This window comes from Streptomyces sp. NPDC111744 (assembly GCF_055634995.1).
This window is the reverse complement of record NZ_JBVKCG010000005.1, coordinates 398,225-412,801: the sequence shown is the minus strand read 5'-3', so window position 1 is coordinate 412,801 and position 14,577 is coordinate 398,225. Positions and strand designations below refer to the sequence as shown.

Here is a 14,577-nt window from a genome sequence, read left to right as displayed (position 1 = left end):
ATGACGGCCGCGGCGTCCGGCCCCCGAGAAGCCTGATGAACCGTTCCTGCCGGGCGGCCACCCCGCGATTCACCTGCTCGGCCCCCGGGACCATCTGCTCGGGCACGCTCTCCACCTGCTCAGCCTCATGAGCCATCCGCTCAGGCCTGGGGCCATCCGCTCAGGCCCACAGCCCCCTCAGCCCCGCGGCACCCCCGAAGACCCCCGTACCATCAGCTCCCCCCGGACCGTCGCGATGCCGCCCGGCGGGGGCTCCTCGCGGCCCATGGCGATGCGGCCGGCCCGTGCCCCCGCCTCCGCCAGCGGCAGCCGTACCGTCGTCAGCGAAGGCACGGCGTCGATGCTGAACGGGAGGTCGTCGAAGCCGGCCACCGACACGTCCGCCGGGATCCGCAGTCCCGACTCCCGCAGCGCCGCGCACGCCCCCAGCGCCACCGAGTCGTTCGCGGCCACCACCGCCGTCAGCGACGGGTCGCGGCGCAGTAGTTCGAGCGTCGCCTCGTACCCCGCCCGCCGGTCGTAGCGCCCGTGCACGGTCCAGCGCGGGTCCTCCTCGACGCCGGCCGCGGCCAGGGCCTCCCGGTGGCCCTCCAGACGGTGCCGGGTGGTCGTCCGCTCCTCCGGACCCGCGATGTAGCCCAGCCGCCGGTGGCCCAGGCCGATGAGGTGCTCGGTCAGCTGCCGGCCGCCCCCGCGGTTGTCGAAGGTCAGGGCCACCGCGTCGGTCTCCGGCGCCGGCGGCCGCCCGCACAGCACCACGCGGGTCCCCGCCTCCGCCAGCTTCCGCAGCTTCGCCGCCACCGCCGCCGCGTGCGGCGCGTCCTCCACGGCCCCGCCGGTCAGTACCACCGCCGCCGCCCGCTGCCGTTGCAGCAGGGTCAGATAGGTCAGTTCCCGCTCCGGCGACCCCCCGGTGTTGCAGACCACCGCCAGCCGCTCGCCGCCCGCGCGCCCGCCCGGCCCGCCGATCTCGGCCTGGATGGCGCTCGCCATGATCCCGAAGAAGGGGTCGGCGATGTCGTTGACGAGGATGCCGACCAGGTCGGAGGTGGCCGCAGCGAGCGCGCTCGCGGGCCCGTTGAGGACGTAGTCCAGCTCGTCCACCGCCCGCAGCACCCGCTCCCGCGTGGACGCCGCCACGGGGTAGTTGCCGTTCAGTACGCGCGACACCGTCGCGGGCGAGACCTGGGCGCGGGCCGCCACGTCCGCCAGGGTCACCGTCATCTCGTCGTCCTCCGGTCGCGCGTCTCTTCGTACGCCGTCGTACACAGCCTGATCAAAGGAAGCCCCCTTGCCGTGCAGACCATAAGGCCATTCACTCCTGTTGTTCGCCCCCTCGAACAACTCGACCCCATCACGGTCTTGTACGGACCAGTGGTGAAAGGCTAGCTTCAGACCATATAGAAAGCGCTTGCTGCGTTGCTGAGACGCATGCGGACGAAGGGATTCACGTGACACGCAAGACGGTGCGTATCGCCATGAACGGCGTGACCGGGCGCATGGGCTACCGCCAGCACCTCGTCCGCTCGATCCTGGCGCTGCGCGAGCAGGGCGGTCTCGACCTCGGCGACGGCACCGTGCTGTGGCCGGAACCGATCCTCGTCGGCCGCCGGGAGTACGCGCTCCGCGACATCGCCGACCGGCACGGACTGTCCGACGAGCACATCTCCACCGACCTGGACTCCGTGCTCGCCGATCCGACCGTGGACATCTACTTCGACTCCCAGGTCACCTCCGCCCGCGAGGAGGCCATCCGGCAGGCCGTCGTGGCCGGAAAGCACATCTACACCGAGAAGCCGACGGCGACCGGTCTGGAGGGTGCCCTGGAGCTGGCCCGGCTGGCGAACGCGAAGGGCGTCAAGCACGGCGTCGTCCAGGACAAGATCTTCCTGCCGGGCCTGCTGAAGCTGAAGCGGCTCATCGACGGCGGCTTTTTCGGCCGGATCCTGTCCATCCGCGGCGAGTTCGGCTACTGGGTCTTCGAGGGCGACTGGCAGCCCGCGCAGCGCCCGTCCTGGAACTACCGCGCGGAGGACGGCGGCGGCATCGTCGTCGACATGTTCCCGCACTGGGAGTACGTGCTGCACGAGCTGTTCGGCCGGGTCAAGTCCGTCCAGGCCATCGCCACCACCCACATCCCGCAGCGCTGGGACGAGACCGGCAAGCCCTACGACGCCACCGCCGACGACGCCGCCTACGGCATCTTCGAACTCGACGGCGGTGCCATCGCCCAGATCAACTCCTCCTGGGCGGTCCGCGTCAACCGTGACGAACTGGTCGAGTTCCAGGTCGACGGCACCGAGGGCTCCGCCGTCGCGGGCCTGCGCAAGTGCCGTGCCCAGCACCGGTCCGCGACCCCCAAGCCGGTGTGGAACCCGGACATCCCGGCCACCGAGGTCTTCCGCGACCAGTGGCAGGAGGTCCCGGACAACGGCGAGTTCGACAACGGCTTCAAGGCCCAGTGGGAACTCTTCCTCAAGCACGTCTACGCCGACACCCCCTACCACTGGGACCTGCTGGCCGGCGCCCGCGGTGTGCAGCTCGCCGAGCTGGGCCTGAGGTCCTCGGCGGAGGGCCGCCGTATCGACGTACCGGAGATCGCGCTGTGACCATCCAACTGCCCGGCGCCGAAGGGGAACTGCGGACCTACGAGCCGCGCGGCGAGCCGCTCGCCGTCACCCCCGGCACCCCCTTCGCCTCCCGTACGGTCTTCTCGGCGGCCCATGTCGTCGCCGACCCGTTCGCCGACGTCTCACCGGACTCGCCCGCCGCCGTCGACTGGGACGCCACCCTCGCCTTCCGCCGCCACCTGTGGTCCCACGGCCTCGGTGTCGCCGAGGCGATGGACACCGCCCAGCGCGGCATGGGCCTCGACTGGGCGGGCGCGGCCGAGCTGATCCGCCGCAGCGCCGCCGAGGCGAAGGCGGTCGGCGGCCGGATCGCCTGCGGGGTGGGCACCGACCAGATCACCGGGGGCACGCTCGCCGGGATCCGGGCCGCGTACGAGGAGCAGCTCGCGGTCGTCGAGGAGTCGGGCGCCCAGGCCGTCCTGATGGCCTCCCGGGCGCTCGCCGCCGCGGCCTCCGGCCCCGACGACTACCTGAACGTCTACGGCCACCTCCTCCGCCAGGCAGCCGAGCCGGTGGTCCTGCACTGGCTCGGCCCGATGTTCGACCCGGCGCTGGCGGGCTACTGGGGATCGAGCGACCTGGACGCGGCGACCGACACCTTCCTGGAGGTCATCGCCGCCCACCCCGACAAGGTCGACGGCATCAAGGTCTCACTGCTGGACGCGCAGCGGGAGATCGACCTCAGGCGCCGCCTCCCGCAGGGCGTCCGCTGCTACACCGGCGACGACTTCAACTACCCCGAGCTGATCGCCGGCGACGAGCAGGGATTCAGCCACGCCCTGCTCGGCATCTTCGACCCGCTGGGCCCGCTGGCGGCGGAGGCGGTACGAATCCTGGACACGGGCGACACCGCGGGCTTCCGCGCGCTGCTCGACCCGACCGTGGAACTCTCCCGCCACCTCTTCCAGACCCCCACCCGCTTCTACAAGACGGGCGTGGTGTTCCTGGCCTGGCTCGCCGGCCACCAGGCACACTTCGCCATGGTCGGCGGCCTCCAGTCGGCCCGTTCCCTGCCGCACCTCGCCCGCGCCTACGAACTCGCCGACGGCCTGGGCCTGTTCCCGGACCCGAAGCTGGCCGAGGACCGGATGAAGACCCTCCTCGCCCTGTACGGAGTGACCCAGTGACCGGCGATCTGTCCCGCTTCTCGATCAACCAGATGACGGTGAAGCAGCTGTCGCTGCCCGAACTCGCCGACGCCTGCCTGGAGCTGGGCGTTCCCGGCGTCGGCCTGTGGCGCGAGCCGGTCCAGGCGTACGGCGTCGACGCGACCGCCAAGCTGGTCCGCGAGGCGGGCCTGACCGTCACCACCCTGTGCCGGGGCGGCTTCCTCACGGCGATCGACCCAGAGGCGAGGGCGGCGGCCCTCGCCGACAACCGGCGGGCGGTCGAGGAGGCGGCGACCCTCGGCACGGACACCCTCGTACTGGTCTCCGGCGGCCTGCCTGCGGGCTCCCGGGACCTCCACGGGGCGCGGGAGCGGATCGCGGACGCGCTGGGGGAGCTGGGCCCCCACGCGGAGCGGCACGGGGTCCGGCTGGCCATCGAGGCGCTGCACCCGATGTACGCCTCCGACCGCTGTGTGGTCTCCACCCTCACCCAGGCCCTGGACCTCGCGGAACGCTTCCCCGCCCACCAGGTCGGCGTCACCGTCGACACGTACCACATCTGGTGGGACGACCAGGCGCCCGCGCAGATCGCCCGCGCCGGTGCGGGCGGCCGTATCCACACCTTCCAACTCGCTGACTGGACGACCCCGTTGCCCGAGGGGGTCCTGAACGGCCGCGGCCAGATCGGCGACGGCGCGATCGACATGCGGGAGTGGAAGGGGTACGTGGAGGCGGCCGGTTACACCGGTCCCATCGAGGTCGAGCTGTTCAACGATGGGCTGTGGGCGAGGGACGGCCGCGAGGTGCTCGCCGAGACCGTGAACCGCTTCGTGGCGCACACGGCGGACTGACGGGTCGGTGGCCTGCCCGCTTCGTGGGCGGAGGGGCAGGCCACCGCCCTAAGAGGGCGTTTGATCGAGGTGGATTGCCCTGTACGCCCTAGTAGGTTCCTCGCCAGGTTGGCGTGGTCTCGTCCGTTATGCGTTTGGCGAGGTTGTCGATCGAGGCGATGTAGATCATGGCTTCGGAACTGGCAGCGAGGGTCTCGTAGTCGCGGGCGAGACGGCGGTGCATCATGATCCAACCAATGCTTCGCTCTACTACCCAGCGCCTCTTCACGACGTGAAATCCGCGCTTGTCCGGGTTTCTGTTGACTACTTCGACGTCGATTCCGAGGCGGGCGCCGTGTTCGGTGACGGCATTTTTGAATCCGGTGTCGACCCAACTCTTGGAGATGGTTGGGTACTTCTCTTTCGCTTGGTCGAGGAGGCGTATTCCCAGGGCGTTTTCCGAGAGGCTGGCGGCGGTGACGGTCACGGCGAGGATGAGGCCGATGGTGTCGGTGAGGATGCCGCGCTTCCTGCCGACGATCTTCTTGGCGGCGTCGGTTCCCTGGCTGGTCAGGGGTACGTTGGCGGAGGTCTTTACGCTCTGGGTGTCGATCACGGAGGCGGTCGGTTCGGGCTTGCGGCCGTCCTTGACGCGGGCCAGGCCGGTCACGCCGGGTGGACGGTGCTCGCCGGGCGCAACGGCTCGGGCAAGACGACGCTGCTGCGGGCCATGACGCTGGCGCTCAGTGAGCCGGGGGTGGCCCGCAGTCTGGTGTCGGTGTTCGAGAACTGGGTGACCGAACAGAGTGCGGCGGGTCAGGTCGAGGTCGAGATCAGCCGGGACGCGCAGCACGACCGGTGCTCGCAGGGCCGCCCGCCTGCCGGTGCCTTCTGGGCCGGGCTTCGCTGGAAGAGTCACGTTCCACCAGTCCGGCCATCCGGCGGCCGATGCCCTGTTCGCGGGGGAGGAGGAGATTCTCGACCTCCTCCGCGACTCCGAACTTCCGGGGGGTCATCTACTGATACGGCCGTCCCGCACGGCCCCGACGAACGCGGCCCAGCCGTCCGCCGAGAAGACCAGCGCCGGGCCATTGACGGCCTTGCTGTCGCGGACGGGCACGCCGACGTGGCCACGGGCTGCTTCGAGGCACTCGCCCTGGCTGCCGCCGCTGTAGCTGGACTTGTACCACCCCGTGAGGGTGGACGCGTCAGAGACGGTGTGCTCACTACTGGACATGTGCGTGTTCCTCCGCTGCCGCTCTGACGAGGGCAAGTGACTCCTGCTGCGACAACGCGTCGCTCAGCGCTAGAGCGTAGGCGGTCTGAGAGGCGCTCACCAGGGCCGGATCATCCATCAGGTTGCCGGTCAGCAAACCCTCGACGTATGCCACCGGGGCGGAGTCCTCGAAGCTCATCAGCGTGAGCAGACTCTCCATGAGCGCGTGCGCGCCGACGCCGTACGGGATGACGTGCAGGCGCACCCTTCCGATCTCGGCCAAGTCCGCGATCTTGTGCATCTGTTCGGCCATGACCTGCGGGCCGCCGACGCGGCGTCGTAGCACGGACTCGTCGAGCAGTGTCCAGACGACCGGCTTCAACGGCCCGTCGAGAATCCGGGCACGCTTTGTTCGAATGACAACGGCTTCGTCAAGTTCCTCCATGGTGTGGTTCGACCGGTATGCGCGAAACAACGCGCGCGCATAGCCCTCGGTCTGGAAAACACCTGGCACCAGCGAGAGCGCGAACTGTTGGATCAGCGTGGCCTGTTGCTCAAGCTCGGCCACGGCCGCGAAGTAGTCGTTGAACTTCGACCCCAGATCCTCCAGCCACCGCTCGAAGAACCCGTCCGTCTTGAGAGCCCGGTCGATCCGGCGCGCGTCGTCCGGCTTCGGCAGCCGCCTCCCCGCCTCGAAGTGGCTGATCAGTGTGGGCGAGCACACGACCAGTTCACCCAGTTCCTCCTGGGTGAGACCGGCCGCCGTCCGCCGCAGCCTCAGCTCCTCTCCGTACTTCTCCCGTTGCGTCCGAGGCTTCTGGCGCTCGCTCATGCGGCCAACTCCCGTTCCTGACAAAGGCTCTGTCAAGTCCCCGCCTCTAGAAGCGTAGCCATCCCCGACCCCACTCTGTGAGGGAATCGCAACACAGCGAAGTCGTCGCAGGTGAGAAAGCAGGTTGGCATGACGTATCTCCTGGCCCGGCTGATCGAGCCGTTGCTTCGGATCTTCCTGCCCGCCCGCGGACGACGGCGCCGTAGCCAGGCCGTACCGCTCGCGTACACGTATCCGTACTCGTGCCCGTATGTCGGCCGCCCGACGACGTACCGCCGGGGCGAAGCCCCCTTGCGCGGCGAGGACAGCCCGCTCGTCCGCCCCTATCTCGACCACGTGGAGACCTACGCATGAGCGGGCGCCTGCTTCCGTGGACCGGTGCGGACGGCAAGCCCTGTTACCTCGTGGGTGATGGCGAAGGTCATGTCTCCCGACTCGCGGACCAGATCGAGGGTCTGCAACTCGGCATGGCGGACGGCCTGCTGGACCATGCGGCCGCACTCCTCACGGAGCACCGCCTGACCGGCGAGGAACTCCGCTACCTCGCCCGGCGGCTGAGTGAATCACTGAGGGACGTCAAGCGGGTCGCCGAGAGCCGCGGTGCACGGTTGCCGTCCGGTCGCTGACCTCGGCCGGATTGACCCTCGACCTGGTGCAGGGCCCAGAGTGCCGGGTGTGGAGAACGAACTGCGCAGCATCGGGGAGACGGCCCGCGACAGTGGCCTGGGCGTGAGTGCCCTGCGGTTCTACGACCGTGCCGGTGTGCTGGTCCCTGCCTGGGTGGATCCGGTGAGCGGTTACCGCTGGTACGAGCCCGGGCAGCTGGAAGAGGCCCGGCTGCTGGCCTCCCTGCGCCGGGCCGGGATGCCGCTGGCGGATATCCGGCTGGTGCTGGCCGGCTGGTCCGGCCCGGACACCGATCTGGTTCGGGAGCTGCTCAGGGCGCACCTGCGCCGTCTCGAACAGGGGCTGTCCGATGCCCGCGGTGAGTTCTCCGCGCTCCGAGCCCTACTCGATCACCGGGAGAACGTCATGACCTCGCTCCGTATCGCCTCCGTCCGTCTGTCCGTCGCCGCGCCGGAGCTGGCAGCCGTGCTGGACACGGTTCGCTTCGCGGCGAGCACCGACCCCGAGCTGCCGATGCTCGGCGGGGTTCTGTTCGACATCGAGGGCGAGAGCCTGCATGCCGTGGCCACCGACCGGTACCGGATGGCGGTCGCGCGGGCCGGTGTCGCCGGGTACGACGGGAGCCGGGTGCAGGTCATCGTGCCCACTCCGCTCATCGACGCGATGCGTGCGCTGTCGGATGGCGAGGGACCTGCGCAACTCTCTCTCGACGGTGACCGCGTGACGCTGGAGGCCGGGGACCGGCAGGCGGCCGGCCGGTGCCTCGACCACGACTTCCCCGACTACCGTCGTCTCCTGCCCCGGGCCGGCGGACGCCGCACCGTCGTCGAGGTGGCGGCCTTCAGGAACGCTCTGGAGACGGGTCCTGTCCGCTCCGGGGAGGGCGGGGCACCCGACCTCAGCGTGCTCAGGGTGGAGGACGACGGCATGGTGACCCTCTGCGCCGATGTCGACGAAGACCCGAACCGTGTCGCCGTCAACCGTGAGTTCCTGCTGGCCGCGCTGGCCGCCGGGGCCCGTGAACGGCTGATTCTGGAGTTCGGCGCGCCCGCCGCGCCGATCGCGATTCGCCGGCCCGAGGACGAGGGTGCCTTCTCGCTCCTTATGCCGGTCCGGCTGGAGAACTGACGGGGTACCTGTGTGAGGAGTTCTTCACAAAGGTTTTCTTCATGTCTGCTGCTCAGCGTTTTCCGCGTTTCGGCGGAGAAAAATCTCGGAACGGCGTACAACCCTTCCCCCACCTTGCCGGTCGTACTTGGCATCAGGGCTTTCGGAGGGGGATCCGGGGGGATCGCGGGGGTTCTGATACGGAGGGGAAAGCCGAGGGGGTTCGGTCGACGGACCGGGCCCCCTCGAAGCGTCCGCTCTGTGTTGCCCCTGAGAGCGGGGTGAGCCGTAGCAGCCGTACCGGCCTAGAAGAACACCCCGCACCGCAGCAGCACGTTCGCGTACGGCCGGGCCTCGCCCGTGCGGACGACCAGGTGGGCGTCCCACGACAGTTCCTTCAGGCGTTCGTGCGGGACCAGGGCCAGGTCGGGGAAGTGCCCGTCCAGCAGCCTGGCGGCGGCCGGATTGGCCCCGCGTATCTCGGTCGCCGCCGTCGCGCCCTCCACGACCAGCTCGGACAGCAGCCCCTCCAGCACCTCCGCGAAGGACGGAACCCCGGCCCGGAAGGCGAGGTCCACGACCCGCGGCCCCCGCGGGATCGGCATCCCGGCGTCGCAGACCAGCACCCCGTGCCCGTGCCCCAACTCGGCGAGCGCCCCGGAGAGATGCCGGTTGAGGATCCCCGCCCTCTTCACAGGGCCTCGACCTCCGCCATCGTCGGGTACGACTCCTGCGCGCCCCGCCTCGTCACCGCCGCTGCCCCCACCCGGGCCGCGAACCGAGCCGCCTCCACCAGCGACGCGCCCGCCCCCAGCCGTACCGCGAGGGCCGCCGTGAACGCGTCCCCGGCGCCCGTGGTGTCCACCGCGTCCACCTTCACGGACGGGACGGACTCGACCCCGTGACCGTCGGCGACCAGCGCGCCCTCCGCGCCCAGCGTCACCACCACCGACCTCGGGCCCTTGGCGAGCAGCAGCCGCGCCCAGTCGGCCGGTTCCTCGCTCACGCACGCCGCGCCGAGAATCACCTTCGCCTCGTGCTCGTTCACGATCAGCGGGTCGCAGGCCGCGAGGACCTCGCCCGGAAGGGGCCGCGGCGGCGACGGGTTGAGCACGAACCGGCTGCCGGGGGCCAGGTTCCGTACCACCTCCACCACCGTCTCCAGCGGGATCTCCAGCTGCGCGGAGACCGCCCGGGAGGCGTGGAAGAGGCTGACCGCGGCCCGTACGTCCGCCGGTGCGAGACGGCCGTTCGCGCCCGGGGAGACCACGATGCTGTTGTCTCCCGAGGGGTCCACGGTGATCAGCGCGACGCCCGTCGGCGCCCCGCCCACCAGCACGCCCACCGTGTCCACCCCGGCGGCCCGCTGCGAGTCCAGCAGCAGCCTGCCGTGGGCGTCGTCGCCGACCCGGGCCAGCAGGGCGGTGCGGGCACCGAGCCGGGCGGCCGCGACCGCCTGGTTGGCGCCCTTGCCGCCGGGGTGCGTGGCGAGGTCGCCGCCGAGCACGGTCTCACCGGCGGCCGGACGCCGGTCGACCCCGATCACCAGGTCGGCGTTGGCCGATCCCACGACCAGGAGGTCGTAGTCGTACATCGATTGACTCCCTGTAGGAACGAGTTGAGGCGGCCGGCCCTCAATTGAACCGCCGGCCGCCTCCTTGGTGGCTCAGCCCGAGAAGCCGGCCACGTTGTCCTTGGTGACCACCTTCACCGGCACCTTGATCGTCGACTCGACCTTCTTGTTCTGGATGGCCTTGAGCGCGTTGTCCACGGCGATCTTCCCGAGCTGGCTCGGCTGCTGGGCGACCGACGCGTACAGCGTGCCGTTCTTGACCGCGGTCAGGCCGTCCGGGGTGCCGTCGAAGCCGACCACGGACACCGATGTGCCGGCCTTGGAGCCCAGCGCCTTGATCGCGCCGAGGGCCATCTCGTCGTTGGCGGCGATGACGCCCTGGACGTCGGGGTGGGCCTGGAGCAGGTTCGACATCACGTCGAGGCCCTTGGTGCGGTCGAAGTCGGCGGGCTGCTGGGCCACCACCTGGATCCCGGGGTAGGCCTTGAGGCCGTTGGCGAAGCCCTGCGCCCGCTCGCGGGCGGCGGAGGTGCCGGCCTGGCCCTGCAGGATCACGATCTTGCCGTGGCCGCCGAGCTTCCCGGCGACCGTCTTGGCGGCCAGCTCACCGCCGGTGACGTTGTCGGAGGCGATCAGGGCCTCGGTCTGGGCGTTGTTGACACCCCGGTCGACGGCGACGACCGGGATGCCGGCCTTGTCGGCGGCCTTCACGGAGTTGCTCGCCGCGTCCGAGTCCACCGGGTTGACGATGATCGCGCCCAGTCCCGAACTGGTGAAGTTCTGCAGTTGGTTGGCCTGCTGCGAGGCGTCGTTCTGGGCGTCCGTGACGGTCAGGTCCACACCCAGCTTCTTGGCCTCGGCCTGGGCGCCGGAGCGGATCTGCACGAAGAACGGGTTGTTGAGGGTGGACAGGGACAGACCGACCTTCGGGTTGCTCGAGGAGGAGCCGGTGTGCAGGAGGGAGGTCGCGGCCACCAGCGCCACGGTGACGACCGCCGCGAGCGCGTAGGTCCCGGCCTGCTTGCCCTTGTTCCCGCCGGTTCCGGCGGCCAGGGGAGTCGCCCCGGCCTTGCGGCGCACGGTGTCGAGGAGCACCGCGAGCGCGATGACGACGCCGATGACCACCTGCTGCCAGAAAGCGGACACGTTGAGCAGGTTGAGCCCGTTGCGCAGCACCGCGAGGATCAGCGCGCCGATCAGCGTGCCGGACGCCTTGCCGGTGCCGCCGGCCAGGGAGGCGCCGCCGATCACGACCGCGGCGATGGCGTCCAGTTCGTAGCCGTTGGCGGCCTGCGGCTGCGCGGAGGACAGCCGGGCGGCGAGCACGATGCCGGCGACGGCCGCGAACAGCCCGGACAGCGCGTAGATGGCGAGCTTCTGCTTGGACACCCGCAGCCCGGACAGCCGGGCGGCCTCCTCGTTGCCGCCGATCGCGTACATCGAGCGCCCGATGTACGTCCGGCCGAGGACGAAGGCGGCGATCAGCCCCATGGCGACCATGACCAGCACCGGTACCGGCAGCCAGCCGCCGAGCGTGTCGCCGAGATGCGAGACCGAGTCCGGGAAAGCGATCGGCGAGCCCCCGGAGATCACCAGCGCCAGACCCCGGCCCACCGAAAGCATCGCGAGCGTCGCGATGAACGGCGGCAGCTTGCCGTACGCGATGAGGAAGCCGTTGACGAGACCGGCCGCGACACCGGTCAGGACCGCCAGCACCACCGATATGACGACCGGGACCCCGTGCTGGGTCGCGGTCCACGCCAGCACGGTGGCCGACAGGGCCGCCACCGAGCCGACCGACAGGTCGATGCCCGCCGCGACGATCACGAAGGTCGCGCCGAAGGCGAGGATGGCCGTCACGGCCGCCTGGACGCCGACGTTCAGCAGGTTGTCGGTGGTGAGGAAGTCGCCCGACAGCGCCGACATGGCGATGACGAGGACGATCAGCGCGGTGAGCGCGCCGTTGTCGAGGAGCAGTCGGCGGACCGCCGCGGCGCCGCCACCGGCGCCCGATGTTCTCTTGAGCGTGTCAGTGGCCACGAGCGGCCTCCTTGTCGGTTGTGGTGGGGTTGCTGACGGCGAGTGCCATCACGGAGTCCTGGGTGGCCTCGCCCGCGGCCAGTTCGCCCGCGATCCGCCCCTGGGCCATCACCAGCACCCGGTCGCTCATCCCGAGGACCTCGGGAAGATCGCTGGAGATCATCAGTACGGCGGCCCCGGCGGCCGTCAGCTCGTTGATCAGCTGGTAGATCTCGACCTTGGCGCCGACGTCGATACCGCGCGTCGGCTCGTCGAGGATCAGCACCTTGGTGTCGGCGAGGAGCCACTTGCCGATGACGACCTTCTGCTGGTTGCCGCCGGAGAGCGTGCGCACATGCTGACCGAGCCCGGCCATCCGCACGCCCAGCTGCCCGGCGATCCGCTCGGCGGCGACATGCTGCGCCTTGAGGTCGACGATCCCGGCCCGGGTCGCCCGGCGCAGGGTCACAAGGCCGAGGTTCTCCTCCACGGAGGCGTCGAGGACCAGCCCCTGCCCCTTGCGGTCCTCGGGGACGAGCCCGATCCCGGCCGTCATGGCCGCGTTGACGTCGGACCGCCTGAGCACGCTTCCGGAGACCTTGACGGCCCCCTTGTCGTACGGATCGGCGCCGAACACCGCGCGCACGACCTCGGTACGGCCGGCGCCCACAAGGCCCGCGATGCCGACGACCTCACCGGCGTGCACCTCGAAGCTCACGTCGTGGAAGACACCGTCCCGGGTGAGCCCTTCCACGGACAGCAGCGCGGCACCGGTCTCGGCCCGCTCGCGCGGGTACTGCTGCTCGATGGACCGCCCGACCATGAGCCTTACCAGCTCGTCCTGCGGGGTGTCGGCGGCCACCTGCCCGACCGACTTCCCGTCCCGGATGACGGTCACCCGGTCCCCGATCGCGGCGATCTCCTCCAGGTGATGGGTGATGAAGACGATCCCGACCCCGTCCTCGCGCAGCTGCCGCACGATCGTGAAGAGCTTCTCCACCTCCTCCGAGGTGAGCACGGCGGTCGGCTCGTCCATGATGAGCACGCGCGCGTTCAGGCTGAGTGCCTTGGCGATCTCGACCATCTGGAGGCGGGCGATACCGAGTTCGCGCACCCGCGCGCGGGGCGACACGTTCACACCCACGCGCGCGAGCAGCACCTCCGCGTCGGCTTCCATCCTCTTTCGGTCGATCATCCCGAGGCGGCGCGGTTGCCGGCCCAGGAAGATGTTCTCGGCGACCGTGAGATCGGGTACGAGGTTGAACTCCTGGTAGATGGTGGCTATCCCGAGGCGCTCGGAGTCCTGCGCACCATGGATGCGCACCTCCTCGCCGCCGGCCAGGATCCGCCCCTCGTCGGGCGTGTAGGCGCCGGAGAGCATCTTGATGAGGGTGCTCTTGCCCGCGCCGTTCTCACCGAGGAGTACGTGCACCTCGCCCCGGCGCAGATCGAAGTCGACGCCGTCGAGCGCGACCACGCCTGGGAAGGACTTCCGTATGCCCTCGATACGCAGCAACTCTTCCGGGTCGCTCACGACGTGCTCCTTTGCACAGGGGTCTGGTTGTCGCCGGGGTTCGCGCCGCACGAGCGGCGTACGACGAGCCGGGCGGGGAGGGTGACGGACTGCGGAGGCCGCCCCTCGATACTGTCGATCAGTGCGCGTACGGCGGCACGCCCCAGCTCGCCCGTCGGCTGGGCGATCGCGGTGACCGGCGGATCGGTGTGCACGAACCACCGGATGTCGTCGAACGCGGCGAGCGCGATGTCGTCCGGCACCCGCAGGCCCCGCGCGCGTACGGCGTCGAGCGCGCCGAGCGCCATCAGGTTGTCCGCGGCGAAGACGACCTCGGGCGGCTCGGGCAGGTCGAGGAACCCCTCGGTGACCCGCCGCCCGCTCTCCACCTGGAAGTCGCCCTGGCCTATGTAGGCGTCGGGGAGGGGTACGCCGTACTCGGCGAGGGCCTCCCGGAAGGCCTGCACGCGCTCACTGCCGGTGGTGGTGGCCGCCGGTCCCGCGATGATGGCGAGCCGCCGGTGCCCCAGCCCGTGCAGATGCGCGACGAGATCCCGTATGGCGGCCCGTCCGTCCGCCCGCACCACCGGCACGTCGACGCCGGGGATCCAGCGGTCGACGAACACCATCGGCGTCCCGCCGCGCGCCGCCTCCAGCATCAGCGGGGAGCCGCCGTCGGTGGGGGAGACGAGCAGTCCGTCGATACGGCGGTCGAGTAGCGTCCGTACGTGATGGTCCTGCAGCTCGGGCCGCTCGTCGGCGTTGCCGATGATCACGCTGTAGCCGAGCGCGCGGGCCTCTTCCTCGACCGAGCGGGCCAGCTCCGTGAAGTACGGGTTGAGCACGTCGCTGATGACCAGGCCGAGGGTGCGGGTCTGGTCGGTGCGCAGCGAACGGGCGACGGCGTTCGGGCGGTAGCCCAGCGTCTCGACGGCGGCCAGCACACGGGTACGGGTGTCGGCGCTGACCGACGGATGGTCGTTCAGGACACGGGACACCGTGGCGACGGAAACGCCCGCCTCGGCGGCCACGTCCTTGATGCTCGCCATCGCCGCCTCCACCTCCTCGTGGAACTCATGGAATCGATTACACGCACTGCGTACCGAGGATTGGAATCGATT

14 protein-coding genes and 1 pseudogene are annotated in these 14,577 nt (G+C 70.4%); 6 read left to right on the top strand and 9 right to left on the bottom strand.

The window, feature by feature from the left end; genetic code table 11:
- Nucleotides 1-177: 177 nt before the first annotated feature.
- Nucleotides 178-1,224, bottom strand: coding sequence for a LacI family DNA-binding transcriptional regulator (locus tag ACZ7OO_RS14580; protein WP_471504784.1), 1,047 nt, complete (start codon nucleotides 1,222-1,224; stop codon nucleotides 178-180).
- 227 nt (nucleotides 1,225-1,451) lie between these two features.
- Between ACZ7OO_RS14580 and ACZ7OO_RS14575 the strand changes: the two genes are divergently transcribed.
- Genes ACZ7OO_RS14575 through ACZ7OO_RS14565 form a run of 3 tightly spaced genes read left to right on the top strand, consistent with a single transcriptional unit; the run spans nucleotide 1,452 to nucleotide 4,590 of the window.
- Nucleotides 1,452-2,609 (top strand): Gfo/Idh/MocA family protein, encoded by a 1,158-nt coding sequence (locus tag ACZ7OO_RS14575; protein WP_471504782.1) that lies wholly within the window; start codon nucleotides 1,452-1,454, stop codon nucleotides 2,607-2,609.
- Nucleotides 2,606-3,757 carry a dihydrodipicolinate synthase family protein gene (locus ACZ7OO_RS14570; RefSeq protein WP_471504781.1) on the top strand — a complete coding sequence of 384 codons (1,152 nt, stop codon included), beginning with the start codon at nucleotides 2,606-2,608 and terminating at the stop codon, nucleotides 3,755-3,757. The genes ACZ7OO_RS14575 and ACZ7OO_RS14570 overlap by 4 nt, the downstream gene beginning before the upstream one ends.
- Nucleotides 3,758-3,789: 32 nt before the next feature.
- On the top strand, nucleotides 3,790-4,590 hold the full coding sequence (locus ACZ7OO_RS14565) for a sugar phosphate isomerase/epimerase family protein (RefSeq protein WP_471504936.1): 801 nt from the start codon (nucleotides 3,790-3,792) through the stop codon (nucleotides 4,588-4,590).
- Between the two features lie 88 nt (nucleotides 4,591-4,678).
- Here ACZ7OO_RS14565 and ACZ7OO_RS14560 read toward each other — a convergent pair.
- The 3 genes and pseudogenes from ACZ7OO_RS14560 to ACZ7OO_RS14550 form a co-directional block, all read right to left on the bottom strand.
- Nucleotides 4,679-5,239: pseudogene (locus ACZ7OO_RS14560) on the bottom strand (transposase); the annotation flags it as partial.
- Between the two features lie 342 nt (nucleotides 5,240-5,581).
- Nucleotides 5,582-5,806, bottom strand: coding sequence for a DUF397 domain-containing protein (locus tag ACZ7OO_RS14555; RefSeq protein WP_471504779.1), 225 nt, complete (start codon nucleotides 5,804-5,806; stop codon nucleotides 5,582-5,584).
- The gene (locus tag ACZ7OO_RS14550) at nucleotides 5,796-6,617 is read right to left on the bottom strand and encodes a helix-turn-helix domain-containing protein (protein WP_471504777.1); all 822 of its coding nucleotides are present in this window, start codon (nucleotides 6,615-6,617) and stop codon (nucleotides 5,796-5,798) included. Before ACZ7OO_RS14550 ends, ACZ7OO_RS14555 begins: the two co-directional genes overlap by 11 nt.
- 129 nt (nucleotides 6,618-6,746) lie before the next feature.
- Here ACZ7OO_RS14550 and ACZ7OO_RS14545 point away from each other — a divergent pair, with 129 nt between their 5' ends.
- From ACZ7OO_RS14545 to ACZ7OO_RS14535, 3 genes are read left to right on the top strand one after another with little or no spacing between them, the layout of a single operon-like run.
- On the top strand, nucleotides 6,747-6,971 hold the full coding sequence (locus ACZ7OO_RS14545) for a hypothetical protein (RefSeq protein ID WP_471504776.1): 225 nt from the start codon (nucleotides 6,747-6,749) through the stop codon (nucleotides 6,969-6,971).
- The gene (locus ACZ7OO_RS14540) at nucleotides 6,968-7,243 is read left to right on the top strand and encodes a hypothetical protein (protein WP_471504774.1); all 276 of its coding nucleotides are present in this window, start codon (nucleotides 6,968-6,970) and stop codon (nucleotides 7,241-7,243) included. The genes ACZ7OO_RS14545 and ACZ7OO_RS14540 overlap by 4 nt, the downstream gene beginning before the upstream one ends.
- Before the next feature lie 49 nt (nucleotides 7,244-7,292).
- Nucleotides 7,293-8,372, top strand: coding sequence for a DNA polymerase III subunit beta family protein (locus ACZ7OO_RS14535; protein WP_471504772.1), 1,080 nt, complete (start codon nucleotides 7,293-7,295; stop codon nucleotides 8,370-8,372).
- 284 nt (nucleotides 8,373-8,656) lie between these two features.
- Here ACZ7OO_RS14535 and rbsD read toward each other — a convergent pair whose 3' ends face one another.
- The 5 genes from rbsD to ACZ7OO_RS14510 form a co-directional block, all read right to left on the bottom strand.
- Nucleotides 8,657-9,046, bottom strand: a complete 390-nt coding sequence (rbsD, locus tag ACZ7OO_RS14530; RefSeq protein ID WP_471504770.1) for a D-ribose pyranase — start codon at nucleotides 9,044-9,046, stop codon at nucleotides 8,657-8,659.
- Entirely contained in the window at nucleotides 9,043-9,945 is a 903-nt protein-coding gene (locus ACZ7OO_RS14525) for a ribokinase (RefSeq protein WP_471504769.1), read from the bottom strand. The genes rbsD and ACZ7OO_RS14525 overlap by 4 nt, the downstream gene beginning before the upstream one ends.
- 72 nt (nucleotides 9,946-10,017) lie before the next feature.
- Nucleotides 10,018-11,964, bottom strand: a complete 1,947-nt coding sequence (locus ACZ7OO_RS14520; protein ID WP_471504767.1) for an ABC transporter permease/substrate-binding protein — start codon at nucleotides 11,962-11,964, stop codon at nucleotides 10,018-10,020.
- The gene (locus tag ACZ7OO_RS14515; protein WP_471504766.1) at nucleotides 11,954-13,477 is read right to left on the bottom strand and encodes a sugar ABC transporter ATP-binding protein; all 1,524 of its coding nucleotides are present in this window, start codon (nucleotides 13,475-13,477) and stop codon (nucleotides 11,954-11,956) included. The genes ACZ7OO_RS14520 and ACZ7OO_RS14515 overlap by 11 nt, the downstream gene beginning before the upstream one ends.
- Nucleotides 13,474-14,505, bottom strand: a complete 1,032-nt coding sequence (locus ACZ7OO_RS14510; RefSeq protein WP_471504764.1) for a LacI family DNA-binding transcriptional regulator — start codon at nucleotides 14,503-14,505, stop codon at nucleotides 13,474-13,476. Before ACZ7OO_RS14510 ends, ACZ7OO_RS14515 begins: the two co-directional genes overlap by 4 nt.
- Nucleotides 14,506-14,577: the final 72 nt, after the last annotated feature.

Excerpts from the sequence above, each read along its gene's own strand:
- ACZ7OO_RS14550 (WP_471504777.1), bottom strand. The coding sequence starts at position 6,617 with ATGAGCGAGCGCCAGAAGCCTCGGACGCAACGGGAGAAGTACGGAGAG.
- ACZ7OO_RS14510 (WP_471504764.1), bottom strand. The coding sequence starts at position 14,505 with ATGGCGAGCATCAAGGACGTGGCCGCCGAGGCGGGCGTTTCCGTCGCC.
- ACZ7OO_RS14555 (WP_471504779.1), bottom strand. The coding sequence starts at position 5,806 with ATGTCCAGTAGTGAGCACACCGTCTCTGACGCGTCCACCCTCACGGGG.
- ACZ7OO_RS14580 (WP_471504784.1), bottom strand. The coding sequence starts at position 1,224 with ATGACGGTGACCCTGGCGGACGTGGCGGCCCGCGCCCAGGTCTCGCCC.
- ACZ7OO_RS14545 (WP_471504776.1), top strand. The coding sequence starts at position 6,747 with ATGACGTATCTCCTGGCCCGGCTGATCGAGCCGTTGCTTCGGATCTTC.
- ACZ7OO_RS14525 (WP_471504769.1), bottom strand. The coding sequence starts at position 9,945 with ATGTACGACTACGACCTCCTGGTCGTGGGATCGGCCAACGCCGACCTG.
- ACZ7OO_RS14540 (WP_471504774.1), top strand. The coding sequence starts at position 6,968 with ATGAGCGGGCGCCTGCTTCCGTGGACCGGTGCGGACGGCAAGCCCTGT.
- ACZ7OO_RS14565 (WP_471504936.1), top strand. The coding sequence starts at position 3,790 with ATGACGGTGAAGCAGCTGTCGCTGCCCGAACTCGCCGACGCCTGCCTG.